At 63.5% G+C, this 20,059-nt stretch carries 22 protein-coding genes, 2 tRNA genes and 1 pseudogene; 12 read left to right on the top strand and 13 right to left on the bottom strand.

The window, feature by feature from the left end; genetic code table 11:
• Positions 1 to 109: 109 nt before the first annotated feature.
• Together RFN30_RS03770 and RFN30_RS03765 are read right to left on the bottom strand one after the other, a co-directional pair.
• The gene (locus RFN30_RS03770) at positions 110 to 1,042 is read right to left on the bottom strand and encodes a dimethylarginine dimethylaminohydrolase family protein (RefSeq protein ID WP_320260770.1); all 933 of its coding nucleotides are present in this window, start codon (positions 1,040 to 1,042) and stop codon (positions 110 to 112) included.
• A 25-nt stretch (positions 1,043 to 1,067) separates the two neighbouring features.
• Positions 1,068 to 2,660, bottom strand: coding sequence for a zinc-binding metallopeptidase family protein (locus RFN30_RS03765; protein ID WP_320260769.1), 1,593 nt, complete (start codon positions 2,658 to 2,660; stop codon positions 1,068 to 1,070).
• 82 nt (positions 2,661 to 2,742) lie between these two features.
• On the opposite strand from RFN30_RS03765, the gene RFN30_RS03760 reads away from it, so the two are divergent.
• The 5 genes from RFN30_RS03760 (at position 2,743) to RFN30_RS03740 (ending at position 7,911) form a co-directional block, all read left to right on the top strand.
• Positions 2,743 to 3,639 carry a LysR substrate-binding domain-containing protein gene (locus RFN30_RS03760; protein WP_320260768.1) on the top strand — a complete coding sequence of 299 codons (897 nt, stop codon included), beginning with the start codon at positions 2,743 to 2,745 and terminating at the stop codon, positions 3,637 to 3,639.
• Positions 3,640 to 3,963: 324 nt separating this feature from the next.
• Positions 3,964 to 5,058, top strand: a complete 1,095-nt coding sequence (locus tag RFN30_RS03755; protein WP_320260767.1) for an ABC transporter ATP-binding protein — start codon at positions 3,964 to 3,966, stop codon at positions 5,056 to 5,058.
• A gap of 69 nt (positions 5,059 to 5,127) precedes the next feature.
• On the top strand, positions 5,128 to 6,243 hold the full coding sequence (locus RFN30_RS03750) for an ABC transporter substrate-binding protein (RefSeq protein WP_320260766.1): 1,116 nt from the start codon (positions 5,128 to 5,130) through the stop codon (positions 6,241 to 6,243).
• Positions 6,244 to 6,266: 23 nt separating this feature from the next.
• Positions 6,267 to 7,100 carry an ABC transporter permease gene (locus RFN30_RS03745; RefSeq protein ID WP_320260765.1) on the top strand — a complete coding sequence of 278 codons (834 nt, stop codon included), beginning with the start codon at positions 6,267 to 6,269 and terminating at the stop codon, positions 7,098 to 7,100.
• 4 nt (positions 7,101 to 7,104) lie between these two features.
• A complete protein-coding gene (locus RFN30_RS03740; protein ID WP_320260764.1) occupies positions 7,105 to 7,911 on the top strand; it encodes an ABC transporter permease in 807 nt (268 codons plus the stop codon).
• Between the two features lie 340 nt (positions 7,912 to 8,251).
• Here the strand turns inward: RFN30_RS03740 and RFN30_RS03735 are convergent, their stop codons facing one another.
• Both RFN30_RS03735 and RFN30_RS03730 read right to left on the bottom strand, forming a co-directional pair.
• Positions 8,252 to 8,791, bottom strand: coding sequence for a cytochrome b (locus tag RFN30_RS03735; protein WP_320260763.1), 540 nt, complete (start codon positions 8,789 to 8,791; stop codon positions 8,252 to 8,254).
• Positions 8,792 to 9,074: 283 nt separating this feature from the next.
• A complete protein-coding gene (locus tag RFN30_RS03730) occupies positions 9,075 to 9,434 on the bottom strand; it encodes an ArsR/SmtB family transcription factor (RefSeq protein WP_059186266.1) in 360 nt (119 codons plus the stop codon).
• Positions 9,435 to 9,881: 447 nt separating this feature from the next.
• Between RFN30_RS03730 and RFN30_RS03725 the strand changes: the two genes are divergently transcribed.
• Together RFN30_RS03725 and RFN30_RS03720 are read left to right on the top strand one after the other, a co-directional pair.
• Complete coding sequence (locus RFN30_RS03725) at positions 9,882 to 10,079, top strand: hypothetical protein (RefSeq protein WP_320260762.1); 198 nt, start codon at positions 9,882 to 9,884, stop codon at positions 10,077 to 10,079.
• Between the two features lie 114 nt (positions 10,080 to 10,193).
• A complete protein-coding gene (locus RFN30_RS03720; RefSeq protein ID WP_320260761.1) occupies positions 10,194 to 10,439 on the top strand; it encodes a DUF982 domain-containing protein in 246 nt (81 codons plus the stop codon).
• 149 nt (positions 10,440 to 10,588) lie between these two features.
• On the opposite strand, the gene RFN30_RS03715 is transcribed toward RFN30_RS03720, so the two are convergent.
• A complete protein-coding gene (locus RFN30_RS03715) occupies positions 10,589 to 10,774 on the bottom strand; it encodes a hypothetical protein (RefSeq protein WP_320260760.1) in 186 nt (61 codons plus the stop codon).
• 283 nt (positions 10,775 to 11,057) lie between these two features.
• Here RFN30_RS03715 and RFN30_RS03710 point away from each other — a divergent pair, with 283 nt between their 5' ends.
• Positions 11,058 to 11,300: a DUF982 domain-containing protein gene (locus RFN30_RS03710; protein ID WP_320260759.1), complete on the top strand. Its 243-nt coding sequence runs from the start codon at positions 11,058 to 11,060 to the stop codon at positions 11,298 to 11,300.
• Between the two features lie 531 nt (positions 11,301 to 11,831).
• Here RFN30_RS03710 and RFN30_RS03705 read toward each other — a convergent pair.
• Both RFN30_RS03705 and RFN30_RS03700 read right to left on the bottom strand, forming a co-directional pair.
• On the bottom strand, positions 11,832 to 12,773 hold the full coding sequence (locus RFN30_RS03705; protein WP_320260970.1) for a glycosyltransferase family 8 protein: 942 nt from the start codon (positions 12,771 to 12,773) through the stop codon (positions 11,832 to 11,834).
• Positions 12,774 to 12,893: 120 nt separating this feature from the next.
• Complete coding sequence (locus RFN30_RS03700) at positions 12,894 to 13,475, bottom strand: CatB-related O-acetyltransferase (protein ID WP_320260758.1); 582 nt, start codon at positions 13,473 to 13,475, stop codon at positions 12,894 to 12,896.
• Positions 13,476 to 13,711: 236 nt separating this feature from the next.
• Here RFN30_RS03700 and RFN30_RS03695 point away from each other — a divergent pair, with 236 nt between their 5' ends.
• Complete coding sequence (locus RFN30_RS03695) at positions 13,712 to 14,497, top strand: hypothetical protein (RefSeq protein WP_320260757.1); 786 nt, start codon at positions 13,712 to 13,714, stop codon at positions 14,495 to 14,497.
• Positions 14,498 to 14,627: 130 nt separating this feature from the next.
• Here RFN30_RS03695 and RFN30_RS03690 read toward each other — a convergent pair whose 3' ends face one another.
• The 4 genes from RFN30_RS03690 to RFN30_RS03675 form a co-directional block, all read right to left on the bottom strand.
• Complete coding sequence (locus RFN30_RS03690; protein WP_320260756.1) at positions 14,628 to 15,569, bottom strand: pyridoxal phosphate-dependent decarboxylase family protein; 942 nt, start codon at positions 15,567 to 15,569, stop codon at positions 14,628 to 14,630.
• On the bottom strand, positions 15,569 to 15,850 hold the full coding sequence (locus RFN30_RS03685) for a HigA family addiction module antitoxin (RefSeq protein ID WP_320260755.1): 282 nt from the start codon (positions 15,848 to 15,850) through the stop codon (positions 15,569 to 15,571). The genes RFN30_RS03690 and RFN30_RS03685 overlap by 1 nt, the downstream gene beginning before the upstream one ends.
• A gap of 109 nt (positions 15,851 to 15,959) precedes the next feature.
• Positions 15,960 to 16,036 (bottom strand) — tRNA-Arg (locus RFN30_RS03680).
• Positions 16,037 to 16,093: 57 nt separating this feature from the next.
• The gene (locus RFN30_RS03675; RefSeq protein WP_126084876.1) at positions 16,094 to 16,399 is read right to left on the bottom strand and encodes an ETC complex I subunit; all 306 of its coding nucleotides are present in this window, start codon (positions 16,397 to 16,399) and stop codon (positions 16,094 to 16,096) included.
• Between the two features lie 314 nt (positions 16,400 to 16,713).
• Between RFN30_RS03675 and RFN30_RS03670 the strand changes: the two genes are divergently transcribed.
• The 3 genes from RFN30_RS03670 to RFN30_RS03660 all read left to right on the top strand — a co-directional run bounded on the left by RFN30_RS03670 (position 16,714) and on the right by RFN30_RS03660 (position 19,139).
• The gene (locus tag RFN30_RS03670; protein ID WP_320260754.1) at positions 16,714 to 17,685 is read left to right on the top strand and encodes an NAD(P)H-dependent oxidoreductase; all 972 of its coding nucleotides are present in this window, start codon (positions 16,714 to 16,716) and stop codon (positions 17,683 to 17,685) included.
• 105 nt (positions 17,686 to 17,790) lie between these two features.
• The gene (locus tag RFN30_RS03665; protein WP_320260753.1) at positions 17,791 to 18,987 is read left to right on the top strand and encodes a flavin-containing monooxygenase; all 1,197 of its coding nucleotides are present in this window, start codon (positions 17,791 to 17,793) and stop codon (positions 18,985 to 18,987) included.
• A 75-nt stretch (positions 18,988 to 19,062) separates the two neighbouring features.
• Positions 19,063 to 19,139: transfer RNA gene (locus RFN30_RS03660), tRNA-Pro, on the top strand.
• Positions 19,140 to 19,192: 53 nt separating this feature from the next.
• On the opposite strand, the gene RFN30_RS03655 is transcribed toward RFN30_RS03660, so the two are convergent.
• Together RFN30_RS03655 and RFN30_RS03650 are read right to left on the bottom strand one after the other, a co-directional pair.
• Entirely contained in the window at positions 19,193 to 19,576 is a 384-nt protein-coding gene (locus RFN30_RS03655; RefSeq protein ID WP_320260752.1) for a type II toxin-antitoxin system VapC family toxin, read from the bottom strand.
• Positions 19,573 to 19,829 (bottom strand): annotated as a pseudogene (locus RFN30_RS03650) (type II toxin-antitoxin system Phd/YefM family antitoxin). Before RFN30_RS03650 ends, RFN30_RS03655 begins: the two are co-directional and overlap by 4 nt.
• Positions 19,830 to 20,059: the final 230 nt, after the last annotated feature.

Raw genomic sequence — 20,059 nt, 5'->3', positions numbered from 1 at the left:
TGTCACGACATCCGATCTCCCTCCTCGTGGGGGAGATGGCCGGCAGGCCAGAGGGGGGCGCGAAGGAACACGGCCTCCGAGGTTAGCAACGCGGTGACCGAACTGAATCTTACGCCTTCACCCGCTTCAGCGCCTGCGCCATGCAGTGGATGCCGCCGCCGGTCTTGGAGATCTCGCTCATGTCGACGGCCGCGACCTCGAAGCCCTGCGCCTTCAGCTTTTCGATCAGCGTCTTGCTGGAGGTCGGCGCGATCACCCTGTCCTTGCCGAGCGACATGAAGTTGCAACCGAGCGCCATCGTGTCCTGGAAAGGCACGTCGATGATCTCGTGGCCCTTGCCTTTCAGCCAGTCGACGATGCCGGGCTCGGTGCAGGCGAGGCACACGGCGGTGAGCTTTTCGGCGATCGGCACCACCATCAGGTCAATGTGGACATAGTATTCGTCGATGAAGGCGATGCGGGTCTCCCAGCCTTCCTTGTCGAACCAGGCCTGCACCTGGCGCGCACCCTCTTCCTGCGTGCGGGCGCCGCCGCAGCCGATCAGCACCACGCCTTCCTCGATGACGTTGAAGTCGCCGCCCTCGAAGGTGCCGGCCGTGACCATGTCGTAGATCGGGATGCCGAGCTTTTCATAAGTACGGATGGCGGCATAATTCTCGCCGCGCCGCCACCAGTTGGCCATGGCGGTGATGAAGGCGCCGTAGGGCGTCATGACGCTGGAGTCGCGCGAATAGACCTGCATCGGCAGTTCCGGCGTCGGCTCGTGCCAGTGGATGTTGACGCCGAAATGCTCGTAAGCCGCGACGAGGTCCTTGTGCTGCGCCTGCGCGATCTGGACGTTGCAGGGCGCCTCGCGCAGATGCTTCCGCGACAGCGAGCTGGTCGACAGGTGGCGCAGGAAATTGGGCGAGCCGAGCAGCACGTCGGTCAGCACATCGGTTTCGTTAGCGAAGCCCCAGGCGGTCAGCGGCTTGGTGCCGCCATTGGGGTTGCGGCGCTGCAGCGAGAAGGGTTCGGCGACAATGCGGTCATGGACGGTCATGGTGTTCTCCTCGATTTGATATTTGTCATGCAGTGGAAGCGGCCGGGATACACCAGTCGCGCCCGCGTGGCGTGGTGACATATTCCGGCCAGCGGAAGTTGATTGGCGGCTCGTAGTCGCAAAGCGGCGCGATCCAGTTTGCGCCGCCGACGCCGCCGCCGGTTCGCTTGACGAACTCGTCCATCGCGGCCTCGCGCGCGGCCTTGTCTTCGAGCAGGCGCAGCGCGGTGAGCGCAACCGTCTTCGAGGCGCAGGTGACCATCGGGTCGATGGTGGCTGAAATGCCGCCCAGCGCGTTCATCACCCAGGAAGGATAGGCGTGGCCGTTTGCCGAGCGCAGCGCCGGCCGGGCGACGTAGAAGCGCGACGTCGGCGCATGCCAGCTCATGTCGGTGTAGTCGTCCGAGGTGGAATTCACCTGCGAGGGCGGCAGGTCGCGGCGCAGGATCGCCTCGGCCTCCTGCGGCGAAATCAGCCGCTCCAATTCGTCGATGAACGGATTTTCGGTCGCCTCGCCGCCGGCATTGACCTGGACCTCGCGGGCGATCGCCCTCGCCTCTTCGTTCCATTGCGGCGCCCCGACGGCTGCAAGCGACTGATAGGTGATCCCGGCCATGGCGTGGTTGGCGAGGCCCGGCCGTGACTTCGAAACCCAGTAGCGCCCGTAGCGGCAGCCGGTCATCTTCGCGGCTGCCTCCGCGTTGCGGTCGAGCACTGCGGTCACCTGCTCGGCCATGGCAATGGTCGGCACGCGGATCATGTACTGGATCTCGGCCAGCCCCGCCGGCAGATTGTCGGCCGTTGCCTGGCCCGCGGTGAGGATCGCTTCGCTGATCGACCAGCCGCCCTGATGCGTCAGCATGGAATCGCGCAGCGCCTTGGAGGCCATGTACATCATCATCAGCGCATCGTTGGCGCCGGGCGCCCTGACCGCCGAATGCGCCTGCGGAATCGGTGCGCCATCGCTTGCGCGAACCCAATTTTCGGGCTCGTCGCAGACGAAGCGATAGATCATCGAATAGGCCGCGCCGCAATGCGTGTCCCAGCGCGCCGTGTTGCAGAGCGGCAGCATGTAGAAGGGATGGAAGGAGATCATGCCGGCCAGGCCGTCATAATAGCCCTTGGCCGCATGGATCGGCTTTGAGCCCCTCACCTTCTCGGCAGGCTCGCCGGTGAAGCGCAAAGTACCTTGAATGTTGTGCTGCTGCATGGCCGCCTTGGTGGCAAGCAGTCCGCCAAGGCTTCCGATGCCGAGCCCCGAATGCGGATCGGTATGGCCGCCGGCCTCGACGCTGAGACCTGGCCGAGGCTGCTTCACCGTTGCCGCATCCTGGCAGTTGCCGGGCACGGCGTCGTATTCGGCATACATGCCGATCGTCGGGCCCTCGCCATTCGTCCAATGAGCGCAGAAGGCGGTCGGCATGCCGCCCGACCCTTCCTCAACGGAAAAGCCCTCGCGCTTCAGCCGGTCGACATACCAGGCGACCGACTGGTACTCGCGCCAGGCGGTCTCGCCGAAATCGAAGATGGTGCGCGTCCAGGCCGACAAGAGCGGCTGGATGCCGTCGATACAGGCAAGCGCTGTTTCCTGCGCGGAAGTCGTCACCGGTTTCTCCATGACCCAAGAAAAGCAGTGAAGCGGCTCATCAAAAAGTGATATGTTTTCCCGGCTCTTGCAAATTCGGTTCACCTGAGGCCTCTTGCGCATACCATCCACGCAGGCGCTGCGCGCCCTCGACAGCTTTGCTCGTCACGGCAGCGTATGGCGCGCCGCCGACGAGCTCCACCTCACCCGAAGCGCGGTCTCGCATCAGCTCAGGCTGCTCGAACGCGACCTCGGCTTCGATCTGTTGCAGCGCATCGGCAAGGGCGTGGCGCTGACGCCGCGCGGCCAGCGCTACGCGGCCGACGTCCGAAAGGCGCTGACCGTGCTCGGCGACGCGAGGACGCAAAACAGTGGCGCCGGGGTCGGCGGCTCCTTCGCCATCTCCTGCCCGCCGGGCTTCGCCTCGATGTTCCTGTGCACCCATATCGGCGAGTTCCAGCAGATGTATCCGGACGTGACGCTCTCGGTGCTGACGCCGCGGCGACTCGACGATGTCAGCAATCCGGATGCCGACGCCTTCATCGCCTTCGGCGTCGGCAACTGGCCGAACCGGGCGGTGGAACTGCTCTGCGAAGTCTCCTTCACGCCGCTCTGCAGCCCGAGGCTGCTCAACAAGGTCGGCGGCTTTTCCAAACCCGCCGACGTGCTGCGCGCCAGCCTGCTGCATCTCTCAGACACCGAGGACTGGGCGCGCTGGCTGGCGCTGTCCAAGGTGGAAAATCCCGATACCGAAGGCGGCATCTTCTTTTCCGACATGAATCTCGTCTTTTCGGCCGCGATCGCCGGCCAGGGGATCGCCCTGGGCGACGAGCTGACCGGCCGCCAGGCGCTGAGCGAAGGCAGGCTGGTCAAGCCGTTCGAGGCGTCTGTGCCCTCGCCGCGCTCCTACTATCTGGTCTTCGAGCACGCCAAGGCGGGCCACCCGGTGCTCAATGCCTTCAGCGAGTGGCTGAGGGCGAAGCTGTCGGAGAACAGGCTGGCGAAGTATTAGGTGGACGAAGAAATAGCTGATCTCCCCCCTTGCGGGGGAGATGTCCGGCAGGACAGAGGGGGGTGTGACGGATCGCCGGCCTTCGAGCTTTTTCCAGGGGGACTTTGGCGAAGGTCGCGACGATGATTTATTGACAGCATGGCAGGACAGCACCCCCCTCTGCCCTGCCGGGCATCTCCCCCGCAAGGGGGGGAGATTAGCAGCTTCCACGTTGGCGCTCGCCCCCAAACGTGAATCAAATTTGCCGATCAGGCGAAAACTATTCGGTTGCGGTGAGCCGCGGCGCTGCCTACGATTTGGATCAACGGTGAGGAAAGAGGCAGGATGCAGCAACCCGGCCGGGCCGCAGAGATCAAGGCGAATGGGATCGGCAAGAGCTTCGGCTCGTTCCGGGCGCTGGACGATCTGACGCTCGATATCGGTCGCGGCGAGTTCCTGACGCTGCTCGGGCCATCCGGTTCCGGCAAGACCACATTCCTGATGATTTTGGCCGGCTTCGTGCAGCCGAGCGAGGGCCGGCTTTTCAGCGACGGCGTCGACATCACCGACCGCCCGGCCGAGCAGCGCGCCGCCGGCATGGTGTTCCAGGGCTACGCCTTATTCCCGCATATGAGTGTGGAACAGAACATCGCCTTCCCGCTCAAGGTGCGCAAGAAGTCGGCCGCCGAGATCAAGCAGCGCGTCGGCGAGATGGTCGAACGCGTCGGCCTCAAGGGGCATGAGAAGAAGCTGCCGGCGCAGCTTTCCGGCGGCCAGCAGCAGCGCGTGGCGCTGGCTCGCGCGCTGGTGTTCGAGCCGGGCGTGCTGCTCCTCGACGAACCGTTCTCGGCGCTGGACAAGAGCCTGCGCGGCCAGATGCAGGCCGAGATGAAGCGGCTGCACCAGGAGACCGGCACCACCTTCGTCTTCGTCACCCATGACCAGAGCGAGGCGCTGGCGCTGTCGTCGCGTGTCGCCATCTTCAACCACGGCAAGCTGTTGCAGGTCGGCAGACCGGACGAGGTCTACGACCGCCCGGCCAACCGCTTCGTCGCCGAGTTCCTAGGCGAGATCAACATGCTGCCGGTCAAGGGCGTGCGCCCTGCGGACAATGGCGCGACGGGCCTGTGCGAAGACCGCGCGGTCAGCATGCGCTGCAAGGCCGAAGCGATAAAGGGCGACGCCATCCTCGCCATCCGGCCGGAGCATATGTCGATCGCGCCCGAGGCCGCTGCTGGTGAGAACGGCATTGCGGCGACCGCTGTCGCCTCGACCTATCTGGGTGCGGCGACCAAGCTCGACCTCACCACGCGCCAGGGCGCCAAGGTCACCGTCTCGGTGCCGAACGAGGTCGCGGCATCGGCTTTGAGCAAAGGCAATTCGGTCTGGCTGACCTGGCCGGCCGAAAAAGGTTTCCTCCTTCCGGATGGAGGACAATGAGCACCGAAGCGGCCTGACATCGCCGCACCGGTTTTCCGGATCAGATCAACGAAAACAAGGGGAACTGACATGACGAACGATACGAAGAAACAGACCATCGAATCCCTCGCCGAAAGGGCGAAGCGTGGCGAGATCTCGCGCCGGCAATTCGCGCAGCTTGCGGGCCTCGTGCTCGCCGGCACGCCGATGCTTTTGCGCTCGACCCACGCTCAAGCCGAGACGAAAGGACTGGTGCTGGTGAACTGGGGCGGCGACGCCATCACCGCATACGACGCGGCCTACGGCCAAGCCTTCACCAAGGACACCGGCATCCCGGTCAAGATGGACGGCTCGGGTCCGACCGAGGGCGCGATCGCGGCACAGTATAAGAGCGGCGCGCCGACCTGGGACTTGGTCGACGTCGATCCGTTCTCGGCCATCACGCTCGGCGGCCAGGGCATGCTCGAGCCGATCGACTACAAGATCGTCGACAAGAGCAAGATGCGGCCGGGCTTTGGCTGGGAATATGCCGCCTCGACCTACTTCTTCTCCTATGTGATCGCCTATGACTCGCAGAAGTTCGGCTCCAATGCGCCGACCGGCATGGCCGACTTCTTCGACGTGAAAAAATTCCCGGGCAAGCGCTCGCTCTACAAATGGGGCGTGTCGAGCTGGGAAGCAGCACTTCTCGCCGACGGCGTAGCACCCGCCTCACTCTACCCGCTCGACCTCAAGCGCGCGCATGACAAGATCGCCGCCTTCAAGGAAAACGTCGTCTCCTATTGGGGCGGCGGCGCCGAGAGTCAGAGCGTGCTGCTCAACGGCGAGGCTTCCATGGCGATCGTCTGGTCGACGCGCGCCTCGCTGATCGAGCAGGACTCGGGCGGCCAGATCAAGTTCATCTGGGACCAGGGCCTGATCTCGCCCGGCGCATTGGCGGTGCTGAAGAACAACCCCGGCGGCAAGGAAGCGGCGATGAAGTTCATCGCCAGCACGCAGGACCCGCAGAAGGAGCTGGTGATGTTCGAAAAGCTCGGCCAGGGCCCGGCGAACCCGGCCGCCGACGCGCTGATCCCGGCCGATAAGAAGCGCATCAACCCCGTCGACCCGGATAACATGAAGAAGCAGATTCCGCTCGACATGGAGTGGTACGCCAAGAACTACGGCGCCGCGCTCGACGAATACACCAAGATCATCTCGGCCTGATCGGGCGCAGATACTGAGCTGACATGAGAGGCACCCTCTCCGACAGGATGGGCGCGGCGCTTTTGATGGCGCCGCTGCTCCTGTTCCTGATCCTTGCCTATGCCTGGCCATTCCTCGGCGTGGTGAAGTGGAGCTTCACCTTGCCGACGCCGGGGCTCGGCCAATATGGCGCGCTGGTCAGCGATCCGCTGGTGCAGTCGGTGTTCATCCGAACGCTGCGCATCGCGGCGATCGTCACCGTGGTTTCGGTCACCGCCGCCTACGCGATCACGGTTGTCTGGGTGCGCGGCAGCCCGGTGCAGCGCGTGCTTGCCGAATTCTGCATCCTGGTGCCGTTCTGGATCTCGGTGCTGACGCGCGCCTTCGGCTGGGTGGCGCTGCTCTCCAACCGCGGCCTGATCAACACCTGGCTGCAATCGATCGGCTTCATTTCGGAGCCGCTGATGCTGGTGCGCAACGAGTTCGGCGTCATCGTCGGCATGTCGCATTTCCTCATTCCTTTCGCCGTGTTCCCGCTGGCTTCCGCCATGCGCAGCCTCGACGAGCGCGTGCTCTTAGCGGCGCGCGGGCTTGGCTCCAGCCGCATGCGCACCTTCTGGACCGTGTTCGTGCCGATGACGCGCTCCGGCATCATCGGTGCGGCGATGATCACCTTCGTCTTCTCGCTCGGCTTCTTTGTCACGCCGGCGATCCTCGGCGGCGGCCGCAGCGTGATGATCGCGGAGCTCATCTATCTCAGGATCTTCCAGAGCCCGGACTGGGGGCTGGGCGCGGCGATCAGCGTCGTGCTGGTGGTGTTCGTTGGCGCGCTGATGGCGCTCTTGTTCCGCTACGTCAAACCGAAGCAGCTGGTGTAGTTCGATGCCGACCTACCGCCCCGGTCCCGTCTCGCTCGCCCTCGCCGTGCTCGTGGCGCTGTTCCTGCTCATGCCGTTGCTTGCGGTCATCCCGGTGTCGCTGACGCCGAGCCGTATGCTGACCATGCCGACAGGCGAACTGTCGCTGCGCCATTACCGCTCGCTGATCGAGGATCCGCGCTGGCTGGATTCGATCCTGCTTTCGCTCCGCATCGGCGTGGTGAGCAGCGCGCTCTCCACCGTGCTCGCGCTCACCTTCAGCCTGGGTGTCTGGATGTTCCAGCCGCGCTTCACGGCCGCCCTCGTCGGCTTCGTGCTGTTGCCGATGGTGGTGCCGCCGGTGGTCTCGGCGGTGACGCTCTATTTCCTGCTCACCTCGGTCTCCGGCATCTCGTCCTTCTTCGGCTACGACACATGGCTGGGTGTCGCCATGGCGCATTCGGTGATGACGGTGCCTTTCGCCACCGTGCTCATCCTGGTCTCGCTCAGCCAGCTCGACCGGCGCATCGACCTCGCCGCGCGCGGCCTCGGCGCCAGCGTATGGGAGCGTGCGACGCGCATCATCATGCCCAATATCAAGTTCGGTATCGTGACCGCAGCGCTGCTCTCCTTCGTGCTGTCCTGGGAAGAGATCGGCGTGACCTTGTTCATCACCTCGGTGAACGCCATCACCCTGCCGCGCCTGATGTGGATGGGCCTGCGCGACAATATCGATCCAGCGATTGCGGCACTGTCGGTGATCCTGATCATCATCACTGTGCTGGTGCTCGCCGTGCGCAGCGTGACCACGCGGCGGCAACCCACACCGTAAGGACGGCCTCGCCCCCAAAAACGAAGGAGGCCCGCCGGGAGCGACGGGCCTCGTCGGGCGCCAAAGTGGAAGCTTGGCGCCTAATGATCCGGGGGTGTGGATCGCGCAAAGCTTAGCGAATGGAGAGCCGGCGGGCGATATACAAATCCGTAAACTTCGGTCTGGCCAGTGCGGGGGCGTCGGCAAAAAGAGGCGTATTATCATCGCCTTGCGGGCATCAGCGACCGCGCCGGCGCAGCGTCCTTAATCAAAAGTGATGGGGAACGCGCCGGCGAAACAAGGGCTAGGATGCAATCGGCCTCCCGTCATGCGGCGAGCCGGTAAGCGGGAGTTCAGAGGGCTACCGATGTCCCGGCAACATCCTGGTCAGAATCGTGTCCCGACGAACGAAGTGATGATAGAGCGCGGCCAGGGCATGTATGCCGGCTACGACCAGTATGCCGTTCGCGCACAGCGAATGCAGTTCGCGGATGGTCCGCGCGGTCGCTCTGTCCGGGGCAAACGGGGCCGGCACGGTGAACAGGCCGAAGAAGCTCAACGCGTCGCCCCTGAACCAGGTCAAAAGGATGCCGAGCACGGGAATGGCGACGAGCAGCGCGTAAAGAGCCAAATGCCCGACCCTGGCAGCGGCGCGCTCCGGGGCAGGCATATCCGCCGGCAGGCGCGGCGCTCCTCTCATGCCGCGCAGGACGACCCGCCAAAAGACGAGCGCGGCGAGCAGAAGCCCGAATGAAATATGCAGCCGCCAGACGGCGTCGACAGTCGGATCCCCGCGGGGCAGCAGGTCTTCGCCATAGGTCAGGGCGTAGAGCAATACGACCAGAACAAAGAGCGCCCAATGCAGGAATTTTTGGGTTGACGTGTAGGCGTCACGGGACATTCGGCGAGGTTCCTTGAACCGCGTCGCGCAGGAACGGATCCTGGCGACGCGTTTTGTTTGATGCATGTCGTTCAGACACGCTATCTCAAGCGCGTTCCCGGCGAACTTGTGGCCGCTAAATTACGAATTTGTAATGAGAATTACGGATCCGGAATATTCCGACCAGACAATTGGCAAAAGCAGATATCCGGCGCCGCGCGGCGCGTTGCCATACTGTTTGCATCCGCGCCTTTAGGGGGCGCTGCACAGGCGAAGCCCCGGGCCTCGCCTGCGTCGCAGCCGATCAGGCGGCCTGCGGCCGCCGCATCCTTTCGACAAGAGCCTGCCGGGCCGGGCCGGCGAGCGGCCTGTCCATGGTCAGCAGGCCGTCGAGCAGAGCGAGGAGCTCGCGCGCTGCGGACGACTTGCAGGAGTAGTAGACCATCTGGCGGTCGCGGCGGGTGTCGACCAGGCCAAACCTGCGCAGTTTGGCCAAATGCTGGGAGAGTGCGGACTGGCTGAGTTCGACCTTGTCGGCGAGCGTGCCGACCGACAGTTCGCCCTCGGCCAGGTAGTTCATGATGAGCAGACGTTTCTCGTTGCCCATCACCGCAAGAAAGGCTGCCGCGCTTTCTGCGTTGGCGGTAAGTTTCTTCGTCACCATCGATTTCCCCATGTTCATGCTCTTCCGAGGCCATGGGGGCAATGGCTTCAGAATTCCAGAGCATTTGGTGGGCCTGCTCCGACATGCAGTCGGAAACCTGCCCTGCTTCTTTGTCGACCAAACCCCTTCGTAACCCGGTTGCCACCACGTCAGGATCTTGGCCTCGGACAGCATGCGCCGCGTTGTTGCGCGACGCAAGTTGGCGCAGACTCGGAATAATTCCGCGCCGCTAATGAGTATCAGCGCTTCGTTGTTTCAGCAAGGATATAGCGAAGCCGGCCAGTATCCGGCATGTCTTCGGCCGGATAGCGAGACGAAACCCCATTGGCCATGGCGCCACGAAAGACGCACATTGTCACCGTTTCCTTGTGGACTCGCCCTTGTTTCCGAACCCGTGCTATTATTAGCCGGGGGAAAAAGGGGGACATGAGCTGGAGGAAGAAGCCCATGTCCAATATGTCGCGAAACGCGTTCACACCTGCCGAGACGGCCCTGTTCGGGCGCGTCTTTGAGGGCGGGCGGGTCAATGGAGAAACCGAAGAGCAGAAGGAGGCGCGCGCCTCGCGCATCATCGCCAACTACATGGCCGGTATCACCGACGAGGCTGAACTCATCGAGCTGTCCCGCAAGCCGCTCGGAAGATAGGGGAAACCGTATCCGCTGCCGGCGCGCGGCTCACATCCTGTTGAAATATCGGGATGAAACCTGCCGGGCAGTTGCGCGTTTATCATCCGCTCACAACGCATCAGGGGTTTCGCGATGATCCAGGGATGGTTTTCCAGGCCGGTCGAAGTCGCCGTCGGCGTGGCAGGCTCGATCCGACACATTTCCAATGCGCAGCAGGCCGTGGAATTGCTGACCGGCCAATGGCGCGACGCCGGCAGCGCGCAGCATGGCGCGGCGCTGCGCGCCTGCCGCAGGGCGATGAGCGGGGACGTTCCGGCCGACAGTGCCAGGGAAGCCTTCATCAGTGCCGCGCGCGAAGCGCATGTGCTGGTCGAATAGGCCCAGGCCGGCACTAGACGCCCTGCCTATCTGTAGAAGAGCCACAAAAGCACCGCCACCGCGAACGCTGCCGGCGAGAGCAGGATTGCGGCCCGCAAAACGCACATGACCAGGTAGAGCGGGGCGGACATGCCTGGCGGCGCCGGCGCCTACCGGTTGCGCGATTCGACGGGCGTTCTGCGCGAATTGACCGGAAGCCGGCGCGCCGGCCGAAACAGCTGCTTGCGGTCCGCTTCGGCGTGCGAACGGCTGCGCTCAGCCTCCTCGTAGAGCCCGAAAGCGGTCGCCATCAGCGTGGCGACGGTCATGGTGGATGCAAGCACGGCGATCAGCACGAGAGGTCTTCCCGCATCTCAACGGCGTGTCGGACCCGATTGTCGCCGCGGGCGACAGCGCAGCCAGTGACTTTGGTCACATGTTTTTGCGCGGCGTGCCGGCAAAATGAATCCGGTCCGTGAGCCGACCCGGCCGGCCGATCGCCGACCTCAAAATTCTTCGGAACATTATCGGCGGTGGATGGTTAACGCGCGGGTCCCCAATCATCCCGGGCCTGCATCCCGACAGGCGCCCGCCGGCGCCGTTGCTTGTCAAAAGACCACCATACGAACGGAGGATGTGATGAACGACGTCTGGTTTTCCGAGCCGGTCGTGATCGATTTCGAACCAAGCGGACAACACAAGGTCTCAAGCTGCTTCGAGGCAGTCGAATGCCTCGACCAGCGCTGGCCAAGACGGGCGCGCGACGGCGCCTGGCGGTCGGCAAGCCGCGTCTGCCGCGACGCGCTCGACGGTTTGAGAAGTCCCGTCGAAGCCCGCAAAACCCTGTGCAAGGCGGCGAAGGCCGCCGGCCTGCTGGCCTAGACCGGTTCACGGTTTCACGCCGAACCGCTCTATCTCTTTTGTTTCGACGCAATTCCGGACGGAAAACCGTTACACACTTTCCTGGAATTCTTCTGAAGCACATGGCGATCCCGGGCGGAAAAACCGCCAACCGGATCGGCTCGAGTTACCCCCCCGGGATTGTCCTCGACGGCCCGCAAGCCGAGAAACTTCGGAACATTGCCGCCGCCGACCTGTTTCTTCCCCGTAGTCACCTGACTACGGGTTCCAGACCCAAGCCGAGCCCGTTCCGGCTTCCCATCGCCGGAGCGGGCTTGATTTTTCAGCCGATACGGAGCGAAGCGGCGGCCGACGTATACTCGGAGCGTTCAGAGCGCATCCATGGGGTACATGAAAACGTCGGCCGCCGGGGCTTCAGGGCGCCTGTTGTTCAGGCCCTTTTTATTTCGGCGAGTCTGACGTCTGCGTTCAAGGCGAGGACCGGGTCGTGGTGAACGGGAGGTTACTATCCACAGGATGCGCCCGACCGGCCCGAACCATTCGGCGCTTCGATCAGCCGAAGCCGCCGAGCACTTCCGGGAATTGAACGGCCATCTCCCCCGCATCCGCCTGCCTGGCGTAGATCAGGTGCATTTTGGCACCGTCGTAGCGCGCGCGGCGACGCTGAACGTCCTTGCCGAAGAGACCGGCAATGACATCAAAGCGCCGGGTGAAGCGTTTCATCACGCCGCGTTCGAACGGCACGCGCTGCTCGAAGGGCTTGCCCCATGGTGTACCCTTTGCCAGATCGCGCCAAACCTTAAGGGCTTCAGGTTCGACCCCAATCTGGTTGCCCCATGGCTTCCCTCCCGCGAAATGCCGCGCATAGGCCTGGGAGAACCGGTAGTCCCGGGTGCCGTTCGACATGAGATTCCAGTTCGGGTGCATCGTCTGCCATTTGCCTTCAAAGGCGACGTTGAGCGCATTCTGGTCGTTCATTTTTCCATGAACGGCGGTCTGGCGCGTCCTCTCCAGGAGGCCTTCCGTGCGCACCGCATCCATGTCGAAGACCACCACGCCGGAATTGAAATATGGGGCGCCCGGCTGCATCCCGAGGCTTTTGCGATAAGACGGCCGGAAGTACATGTAATCGTCGTGGGCCGCGAGTAGAGGCGCGTCGAGCCCTTGGCAAGCCAGGTCATTGATGTCGCGGTTGAACAGCACGTCACAATCGGTATAGGCGACCCGGCCATAACCGTCGAATTGCGGTAGCAGATCCGCGAACAGACGGACATAGGCAGCGATGCTGTAGGTGCCAAAGCGGAAGCCAACGCGATCCATGAAATCGGACACGTCGAGCAACGCTACTCTGTTCCCGAGCAGTCGCCTCGCGACTTGCAGATCACTCTGATGAACCTTCACGTGGAGAATGAAGCCATCAATTGGCGCGGAAACATCTAATATCCGCCGCGCCGTCAGGCATGCGTAGGGAAAATAATTGCTATCCGCGGCCAAGAAGTAGCACGGGCGCTGCAAGCCTGCCTCCCTGATATCGAGATTCGTATGACGGGCCGGTCTAAAATCAATTGCGGTTTACCCAGTTGAGCCACCCAACTGCTTTTCCCAGCCGCCGCACTACACCGAAGCGGTGCCTGCCACAAAATGGCTCTCTATGAAAGTCTCAATGGGGCCGGTGAGCGTGTCGGCTTCCCGTTTGATTTTATCGTCGTCCCATTCCCACCACCGGATTGCCAGCAGCTTGGAAATCACATCGTCAGGGAAGCGATATCTAATCAGGCGGGCCGGCGACCCACCGACGATCGCATAGGGCGGCACGTCCTTGGTGACCACAGCTCCTGCGCCGACGACCGCGCCGTCGCCGATCACGACCCCCGGCAATATTATGGCGCCGTGGCCGATCCAGACGTCATTGCCAACGGCGATACCTACTGGCCTACCGCCATTCTCGATCGGGTCCGGCCGTTTCAACAGCCGGCTGTGGATTGGGAATGAGGTGGCACTGTGAGTGAGATGCTGACCGGAGCACATGAAAAGCACGTCACCGGCAACCGAGCAGAAGGCCCCGACCTTCAGCGGCGCTCGCTTCGAAACAAACAACACTTTGCGCCAACTCACACCGTAGGTGTGGCGTCCTACCGTCACGTGCTCCGGCAACTTGGAGCGAACGTCCCTCAACCATTTGGAAAACACGGACATTCTGAAGAAACCTGGCCCCCGGCACAATAACGACATAGCCGCAGACGGGCCAAATCCACAAGCCTGAGGTTTCACAAGCTGGGCGAGTGGTCTTCAGGTTGGGACCAGATTGCCGAAGATATCGGTTGCAACCGTTTTCGTTTGTTGGCGCTGTGTTTTGCGGTGGATTGCGCCTGGGAGTGTTGATAGTGGAGCGAACGGCCCGCTCCACTTAGTAGAATGAACGACTTGACCGAATGAATGACGTCTTTGGTTACATCGCCTATGGCGACAACGAGCTCTATCACTCCGGCGCGCTGCTCAGTGCGCTTAAGCTTTTGCACCATTGCCCTAAAGCCAAGATCATCGTCGCAACTGACAGACCGGCACTCTTTCGCGGATACCCGCTTGAAACGATACTTGTGAGCGCCGAGAAGAAGAACGAGCTATCCTTCGATTGGCGCTATCATTTCGGCATCAAGGCCGGGGGCCTTATCGAGCTTTTGAAGCGCGCTGACCGATTGCTTTTCATGGACACGGACATGTACCCGGTCGGGAATCTATCCCGAGCCTTCGAGGCCATTACGCCCTGCCATTCAATCATGCGTCTTTGCGAGGGGGCGCATGCTTGGTGCCCGCGGCTGGAGGGCAAAGGTGTCCGGGTCGGCGACTATGTTGTGACCGGCCATGAGCCGATGTGGAATAGCGGCATTCTCGGCGTGCACCGTGAAAACCTTCCCGCCCTGCTCGACGCCTATCCTCCGATGCTCGCCGTTCACGAGATCGCCAAGATAGATGCTGCTGAGCAGTTCTGCATTGGGATCGCCCTATCCCAAGATGGCCGGACCATCAGCCCGCATCGCCTGAAAATTAGGAACTACAACACGCGAGGCAAAAAGCTGTTCGCCGGGCCGCGCGTTCATCAATTCTTCAATGTCTACGGTGACGCGCCAATTGCTCAGCAAATCGCAGAGGCCGCTCGATATCGCCTTTGGCGAACGCCTGTAGACCTATGGCACCAGCGACGCATGTGGTCGCCTTGACCCCAGCCATTCGTTCGACTGTTTCTCGCTTCAGGGCAAAAGAAGAATATCGCGCGGTTCGGACAGATTTCGATATCAATCTCCCTTTCCTGCTTTTCGTAAAGCGGCGAAGCCGCGTTTGCGCCTTGGATCAGGCGTTCACCTCTTCGGCGGCAGCGATCACCTCGGGAACAATCGCTTCCACGTCGTCATCGCTCGTCCGGTGGTTGACGAAGCAGGCGCGCAGCGCGAACTGGCCGCCGATCGTCGCGTTCGACAGATAGACGCGGCCGCGTGTGGCCATGCGCTTGAGGATGGCGGCATTGTCCTTGGTGCGGTGGCGGAAGCAGACCGCGCTCAGCGTCACCGGCGCCAGCAGTTCCAGTTCCGGGCGCGCCCCGACGGTCCGCGCCAGCGCGAGGGCGTTATCGAGATCGCGGCGGATCGCGGCGCGAAACGCACGGCGTCCGTGATATTGCAGCGACAGCCAGAGTTTCAGCGCGCGGAAGCGCCGCGACAATTCCATCGACTCGTCGAAGAAAGCAAAGCTTTCCCCGGGGTCTTCGCGAAAGGAGCGCACATAGTCGCCGCTGTGCGAAAAGGTCTGGCGAGCGATATCGGGATGGCGGTGCAGCAGGCAGCCGCATTCGGCGGGCTGATAGAGCCATTTGTGCGCGTCGAGCGACAGCGAGTCGGCCCGGTCGAGGCCGCGGAACTTTTCCGGCGCCGCCAGCGCCGCCAGGCCGCCATAGGCGCCGTCGACATGCAGCCACAGGTTTTCGCGGGCGGCGACATCCGCGATCTCCGGCAGCGGATCGACAGCGCCGGTGTTGACCGTGCCGGTCGTGGCGACGATGGCGATGGGCGTGCGCCCGGCGGCGCGGTCGGCGGCGATCGCGGCCTCGAGCGCATCGACGCGCATGCGCAGGGCCTCGTCGACCGCGATCAGGCGAAGATTGCCGCGGCCGATGCCGAGCAGTGCGACGGCCTTCGGCATGGACATGTGGGCCTCCTGCGAGGCATAGACGATGCCTGGCCGCGCGCCGGTCTCGTTGGCCGGCAATCGAGACTCCCGCGCCATCGCCAGCGCCATCAGGTTCGCCGCCGAGCCGCCGCCGCACAGGCTGCCGGTGTGGCCTGCATGCGAAGCCAGATGGCGGCGCCGTCGCCGAACATCATTCCGAGCCGCGCCGCGACAGCCGGCGAAACCGGCTTCCTCTCGCGAGTGATGTCGTAAAGCTGCTGACGCGAAATGCCGAGCAGCCTGGCAATCTCCACCTTGGTCTTTCCGGTTGCCGGGATGATATCCTCAAGCAGTGCTCCCGGGTGGGACGGGCAGCGCTCGATCGGACGCTTCGGCTTGTGCTCGCTCATAAACCGACTTCTCCAATAGCATACACGCGTCAAGGCTTCGTAAGCGTACGCAGATGGAACGACGACTCAGATATCGTTCTGCCATTCTCCAGATTGGGAACTATAAAAATGGCGATCCCGGCAGGATTCGAACCTGCGACCATCGGCTTAGAAGGCCGGTGCTCTATCCAGCTGAGCTACGGGACCGCTGGCCGGCCGAGGCCGGCTGATGCCACTCATGCCGAGTGACGCTCGACCACCGGGTTAGTGCGTCCAGGGCGTCCTGCGGTCATAGCGGAAATTGTCCGAATAGGAAATCTGCCGGCGCTTCGTCTCCTTCGGCTCCTCGACGCGGAAGGCAATGCCCTGCTTCTCGGCGTAAGCCACCGCCTCTTCCTTCGTGTCGAAGGTGAGCCGCACCTGGCTCAGCATGTCGCCCGAGGTGGTGTAGCCCATCAGCGGGTCGATCTTCTTGCGCTGAGCGGGATCGAACTCCAGCACCCAGTGGCCGGTCTTGGCCTTGCCGGACTGCATCGCGGTTTTGGCTGGGCTGAAAATGCGCGCGGACATGACCACCTCTTTGCCGCCCGAAGACCGGGCACCCATTTCGCTGCGCGCGACCGAAAAGCCGAATTGGGGGCCGAGGCCGCGCGCCAACCCGTCAATACTGTGCAACGGCGGCGCCCGCAAGCGGCCAAGGCTTGCGAAGCGGTCATGGCTGGCAAGCGGCAGTCATGATTGGGTGGGGGAACCTCGCGCCGGCCCGGACATTAACGGAAGGTCAGGCGATCAGCCCAGCCGCTCCAGCCATTGTCGCGGCCAGCAAGGCTGCCGAGCGCCACCAAGCGTCGCCATCCTCGTCAACAAGCCCGGGACAGTGCGCCATGACCATGACAAACAACCATCCCGTCCTGCAGCTAGCCGTGCTTGTCGGCAGCCTGCGCGCCCAATCCTACAGCCGCAAGATCGCCAAGGCGCTGGCGGCCCGCGCGCCGGATTCGCTGCGATGCCGCTTCATCGAGATCGGCGAACTGCCCCTCTACAACGAGGATCTCGACGGCGACACGCCGCCCGCCGCCTGGTCGGCATTCCGTGCCGCGATAAGAGAGTGCGACGCGGTGCTGTTCGTGACGCCGGAATACAATCGCTCTATCCCCGGCTGCCTGAAGAACGCGCTCGATGTCGGCTCGCGCCCGCCAGGCAAGAGCGTCTTCAAGGGCCTGCCCGCCGGCGTTGTCAGCGTCAGCCCGAGCAAGATCGGCGCCTTCGGTTCCAACCAAGCGCTCAGGCAGACCTTCGTCTTCCTCGACATGCCGGTGATGCAGCAGCCGGAGGCCTATATCGGCAATGTCGCCGAGCTCCTCGACGACAATGGCGCGGTCAAGAGCAGCGACACCGCCGCTTTCCTCGAAAATTTCATGGGCGCCCTGGAGACGTGGATCAGAACCGTGCGGCCAGGCGGCTCGTCCTTCAGCGCCTTCATGAAGCAGCGCGAGAAGATCGCCGAGGACTATGTCAACGGCAACGCCACATCGCTGAAGGCGATCGTGACGCATAGCGAGCCGGCAACCTTCTTTTCGCCGCGCGGCGACCATCTCGAAGGCGCCGATGCAGTCGCCGGCCGCTATGAGCGCGACGCCGCCAGCTTCCATGAAGGCGGCAGCACCGACATCGAGGTGCTGCAGTCGCAGGCAAGCGGCGACCTCGCCTTCTGGACCGGGCTGCAGCATGCGAAGGCGCGCATGGGCAAGAACGGCCAGCCCGCCGAGATGACCCTGCGGGTGACAGAAGTCTTCCGGCTCGAGGACGGCGCCTTCAAGCTGGTGCACCGCCACGCCGATCCCGCGAACGGTTAACCTCCCTATCCGCGACACAATGCCGGGGCTCTCTGCAACCACGGCCTATTCCCATTACCTGGTCGGCGGCATATGTCGGATACATAGCCGTGGCACCTGAGAGCCATGACGACGACAAAGACAAGAATGGGCATGGAAGCGGAAATCTCGTCGGATTGGGCCGGCGGGCCGGCGATCCTCGAAGGCGCGATCGTGATCGGCGCCGGCGCGGCGGGATTGGCGGCCGCCTACGCCTTGATCGAGGCCGGGGTCGCCACCGAGATCCTCGAGCGCGAGGGACGCCTGGCCGACCCCTGGCACCATCGCCATGACAATCTGCATCTCAACACGCATCGTGACCTCTCGACGCTGCCCGGCGTTTCCTTTCCGAAAGGCACCCCCGCCTTTCCGCACCGCAGCGCGGTGATCCGCCTCTTCAACGACTTTGCCAAGACGCACCGGCTGCCAATCGCCTTCGGCGTCATCGTCAAGGAAATCGAGTTCCGCGGCGACCACTGGCTGATGAAGACCAGCACGGGACCACGGGCGGCCCGCCACGTGGTGATCGCCACCGGACGCGACCGGCAGCCTTTCATCCCGGCCTGGAAAGGCATGAAGGATTTTTCGGGCAAGATCGTCCATTCGGCGCATTTCGGCCGGGCGGGAGACTATGCCGGGAAGAAGGTGCTGGTGGTCGGCGCCGGCAATTCCGGCTTCGACGCGCTCAACCACCTTTCCGGCGCCGAGACCGGGCAGATGTGGCTCTCGGCGCGCAACGGGCCGTCGCTCTTGCCCAAGCGCATCGGCAAGATTGCCGTGCATCGCTTCTCGCCGGTCATGGCGAGGCTGCCGGCCCGGCTGGCGGACGCGGTGATGGCAGCGACGCAGCGGCTGGTCTTCGGCGACCTCAGGAAATTCGGCCTGCCCCCCGCACCGTCGGGCGGGGCCAGCCGCCTCGGCTCGGATTATACGGCGATCGCCGCCGATGACGGCGCGGTCGACGCGATCAAGGCCGGCCGCATCATCGTCGTGCCGCAGGTTAAGGAATTCGGGCATGACGGCGTCGTTCTCGAGAACGGCCAGGCGATCTCGCCCGACATCGTCATTGCCGCGACGGGCTACCGCACCGGGCTGGAGACGATGGTCGGCGGGCTCGGCGTGCTCGACGCCAAGGGCGTGCCGCTGTTCAACGGCGCGGGCGGCGACCCGAAGCTGCCCGGCCTCTGGTTCACCGGCATGCGGCCGAGCATTCGCGGCTGCTTCGCCAACGCCCGTATCCAGGGTGCGGCGATCGCCCGCAGAATTGCCAAGCAAAAGCGCTGAGGCACTATTTCCGCGTGCGAAGCTTCCGTTTTTGGGTTGCCTTCCGGGCGTCGGAACCCTATACGCCGCGAGCGTCGGAGTGTAGCGCAGCCTGGTAGCGCACCTGATTTGGGATCAGGGGGTCGCGTGTTCGAATCACGCCACTCCGACCAGTTTTCCTGACCCGGTTTCCGATCGATGAGCGTGCGGCGCGGCGCCCGCGATCCTATAGCGCGCTTTCGATGTCGGTCTTCGAAAAACCCTCGCCGACATAGAGCAGCCGGCAGCCGCGGTCCTTCGCCACCTCGTAGGCGAAGCAGTCGCCGAAATTGAGCGCCGCTGCGTGAACGCCTTTGCCCCACTGCGCATAAGCATCTGCAATGCGGCGCGCGGCGCCTTCCGTCACCGGCGCGATTTCGAAGCCGAGCCCGTCGATCAAGGCCGACACTTCGTCAGCCACCCCTCGCCTTGTCGCAACGATCAGCAGTTCGGCCACGGTTCCCGCCGATATCAGGAGGCTGTCCTCCGTCTCGAGCGCCGTCATGCAGGAGCCAGCCTCCGGCTCATCGAGGACAATCGCCATCAAGGCGGACGTATCGACCGCGATCATTCCGGCAAGCCGTCATCGCCATAGAGGAAATCCTGGCTACGCGAGGCAGAAGGGCCGGCACTGGCCTTGGCCGCGCCTGAAGTCCGAGCGGCCTCCAGCAAGGCCCGCCGCTCCTTCCTGTCCACCATGGGACGCACCGGAACCAGGCGCACTGCCGCGTGACCGTGACGGGTCAGGATGATCTCGTCCCCCGCCTCGGCTCGGCGCACCAACTCGGTCAGTTGGCCTTGGCGTCTGTCACGGATATCTGCATGATCGCCCCCGATGGACCATTCTCTGGTCCATTTGAGATGGGCCATTTTCTGGTCCACTTCAATTGGAGAGCTGAGAACGACCGTAAACCCGCCGGGCGAGTCCCCAACAACCTCGAGCCCGGCGAGCCTACAACCCGATCTGGTACGCGACCGGGACCGGGATCAACCGGCGTTTCTCACGGTGCAAGATGGATGCCAGCAGGAACTGTCCCGGAATGAGACTATGCGC

Source organism: Mesorhizobium dulcispinae (assembly GCF_033977345.1).
GTDB classification, from domain to species: Bacteria; Pseudomonadota; Alphaproteobacteria; order Rhizobiales; family Rhizobiaceae; genus Mesorhizobium; species Mesorhizobium dulcispinae.
Note: the sequence above shows the minus strand (reverse complement) of the source record. Positions and strands in the feature narration are given on the sequence as shown.

Coding starts and splice junctions, on each gene's coding strand:
- RFN30_RS03700 (WP_320260758.1), bottom strand. CDS start 13,475: ATGTCCGTGTTTTCCAAATGGTTGAGGGACGTTCGCTCCAAGTTGCCG.
- RFN30_RS03720 (WP_320260761.1), top strand. CDS start 10,194: ATGATCCAGGGATGGTTTTCCAGGCCGGTCGAAGTCGCCGTCGGCGTG.
- RFN30_RS03735 (WP_320260763.1), bottom strand. CDS start 8,791: ATGTCCCGTGACGCCTACACGTCAACCCAAAAATTCCTGCATTGGGCG.
- RFN30_RS03745 (WP_320260765.1), top strand. CDS start 6,267: ATGAGAGGCACCCTCTCCGACAGGATGGGCGCGGCGCTTTTGATGGCG.
- RFN30_RS03665 (WP_320260753.1), top strand. CDS start 17,791: ATGACGACGACAAAGACAAGAATGGGCATGGAAGCGGAAATCTCGTCG.
- RFN30_RS03765 (WP_320260769.1), bottom strand. CDS start 2,660: ATGGAGAAACCGGTGACGACTTCCGCGCAGGAAACAGCGCTTGCCTGT.
- RFN30_RS03695 (WP_320260757.1), top strand. CDS start 13,712: ATGAATGACGTCTTTGGTTACATCGCCTATGGCGACAACGAGCTCTAT.
- RFN30_RS03725 (WP_320260762.1), top strand. CDS start 9,882: ATGTCCAATATGTCGCGAAACGCGTTCACACCTGCCGAGACGGCCCTG.
- RFN30_RS03750 (WP_320260766.1), top strand. CDS start 5,128: ATGACGAACGATACGAAGAAACAGACCATCGAATCCCTCGCCGAAAGG.
- RFN30_RS03675 (WP_126084876.1), bottom strand. CDS start 16,399: ATGTCCGCGCGCATTTTCAGCCCAGCCAAAACCGCGATGCAGTCCGGC.
- RFN30_RS03670 (WP_320260754.1), top strand. CDS start 16,714: ATGACCATGACAAACAACCATCCCGTCCTGCAGCTAGCCGTGCTTGTC.
- RFN30_RS03655 (WP_320260752.1), bottom strand. CDS start 19,576: ATGATCGCGGTCGATACGTCCGCCTTGATGGCGATTGTCCTCGATGAG.
- RFN30_RS03740 (WP_320260764.1), top strand. CDS start 7,105: ATGCCGACCTACCGCCCCGGTCCCGTCTCGCTCGCCCTCGCCGTGCTC.
- RFN30_RS03770 (WP_320260770.1), bottom strand. CDS start 1,042: ATGACCGTCCATGACCGCATTGTCGCCGAACCCTTCTCGCTGCAGCGC.
- RFN30_RS03685 (WP_320260755.1), bottom strand. CDS start 15,850: ATGAGCGAGCACAAGCCGAAGCGTCCGATCGAGCGCTGCCCGTCCCAC.
- RFN30_RS03755 (WP_320260767.1), top strand. CDS start 3,964: ATGCAGCAACCCGGCCGGGCCGCAGAGATCAAGGCGAATGGGATCGGC.
- RFN30_RS03710 (WP_320260759.1), top strand. CDS start 11,058: ATGAACGACGTCTGGTTTTCCGAGCCGGTCGTGATCGATTTCGAACCA.
- RFN30_RS03690 (WP_320260756.1), bottom strand. CDS start 15,569: ATGGCGCTGGCGATGGCGCGGGAGTCTCGATTGCCGGCCAACGAGACC.
- RFN30_RS03730 (WP_059186266.1), bottom strand. CDS start 9,434: ATGGTGACGAAGAAACTTACCGCCAACGCAGAAAGCGCGGCAGCCTTT.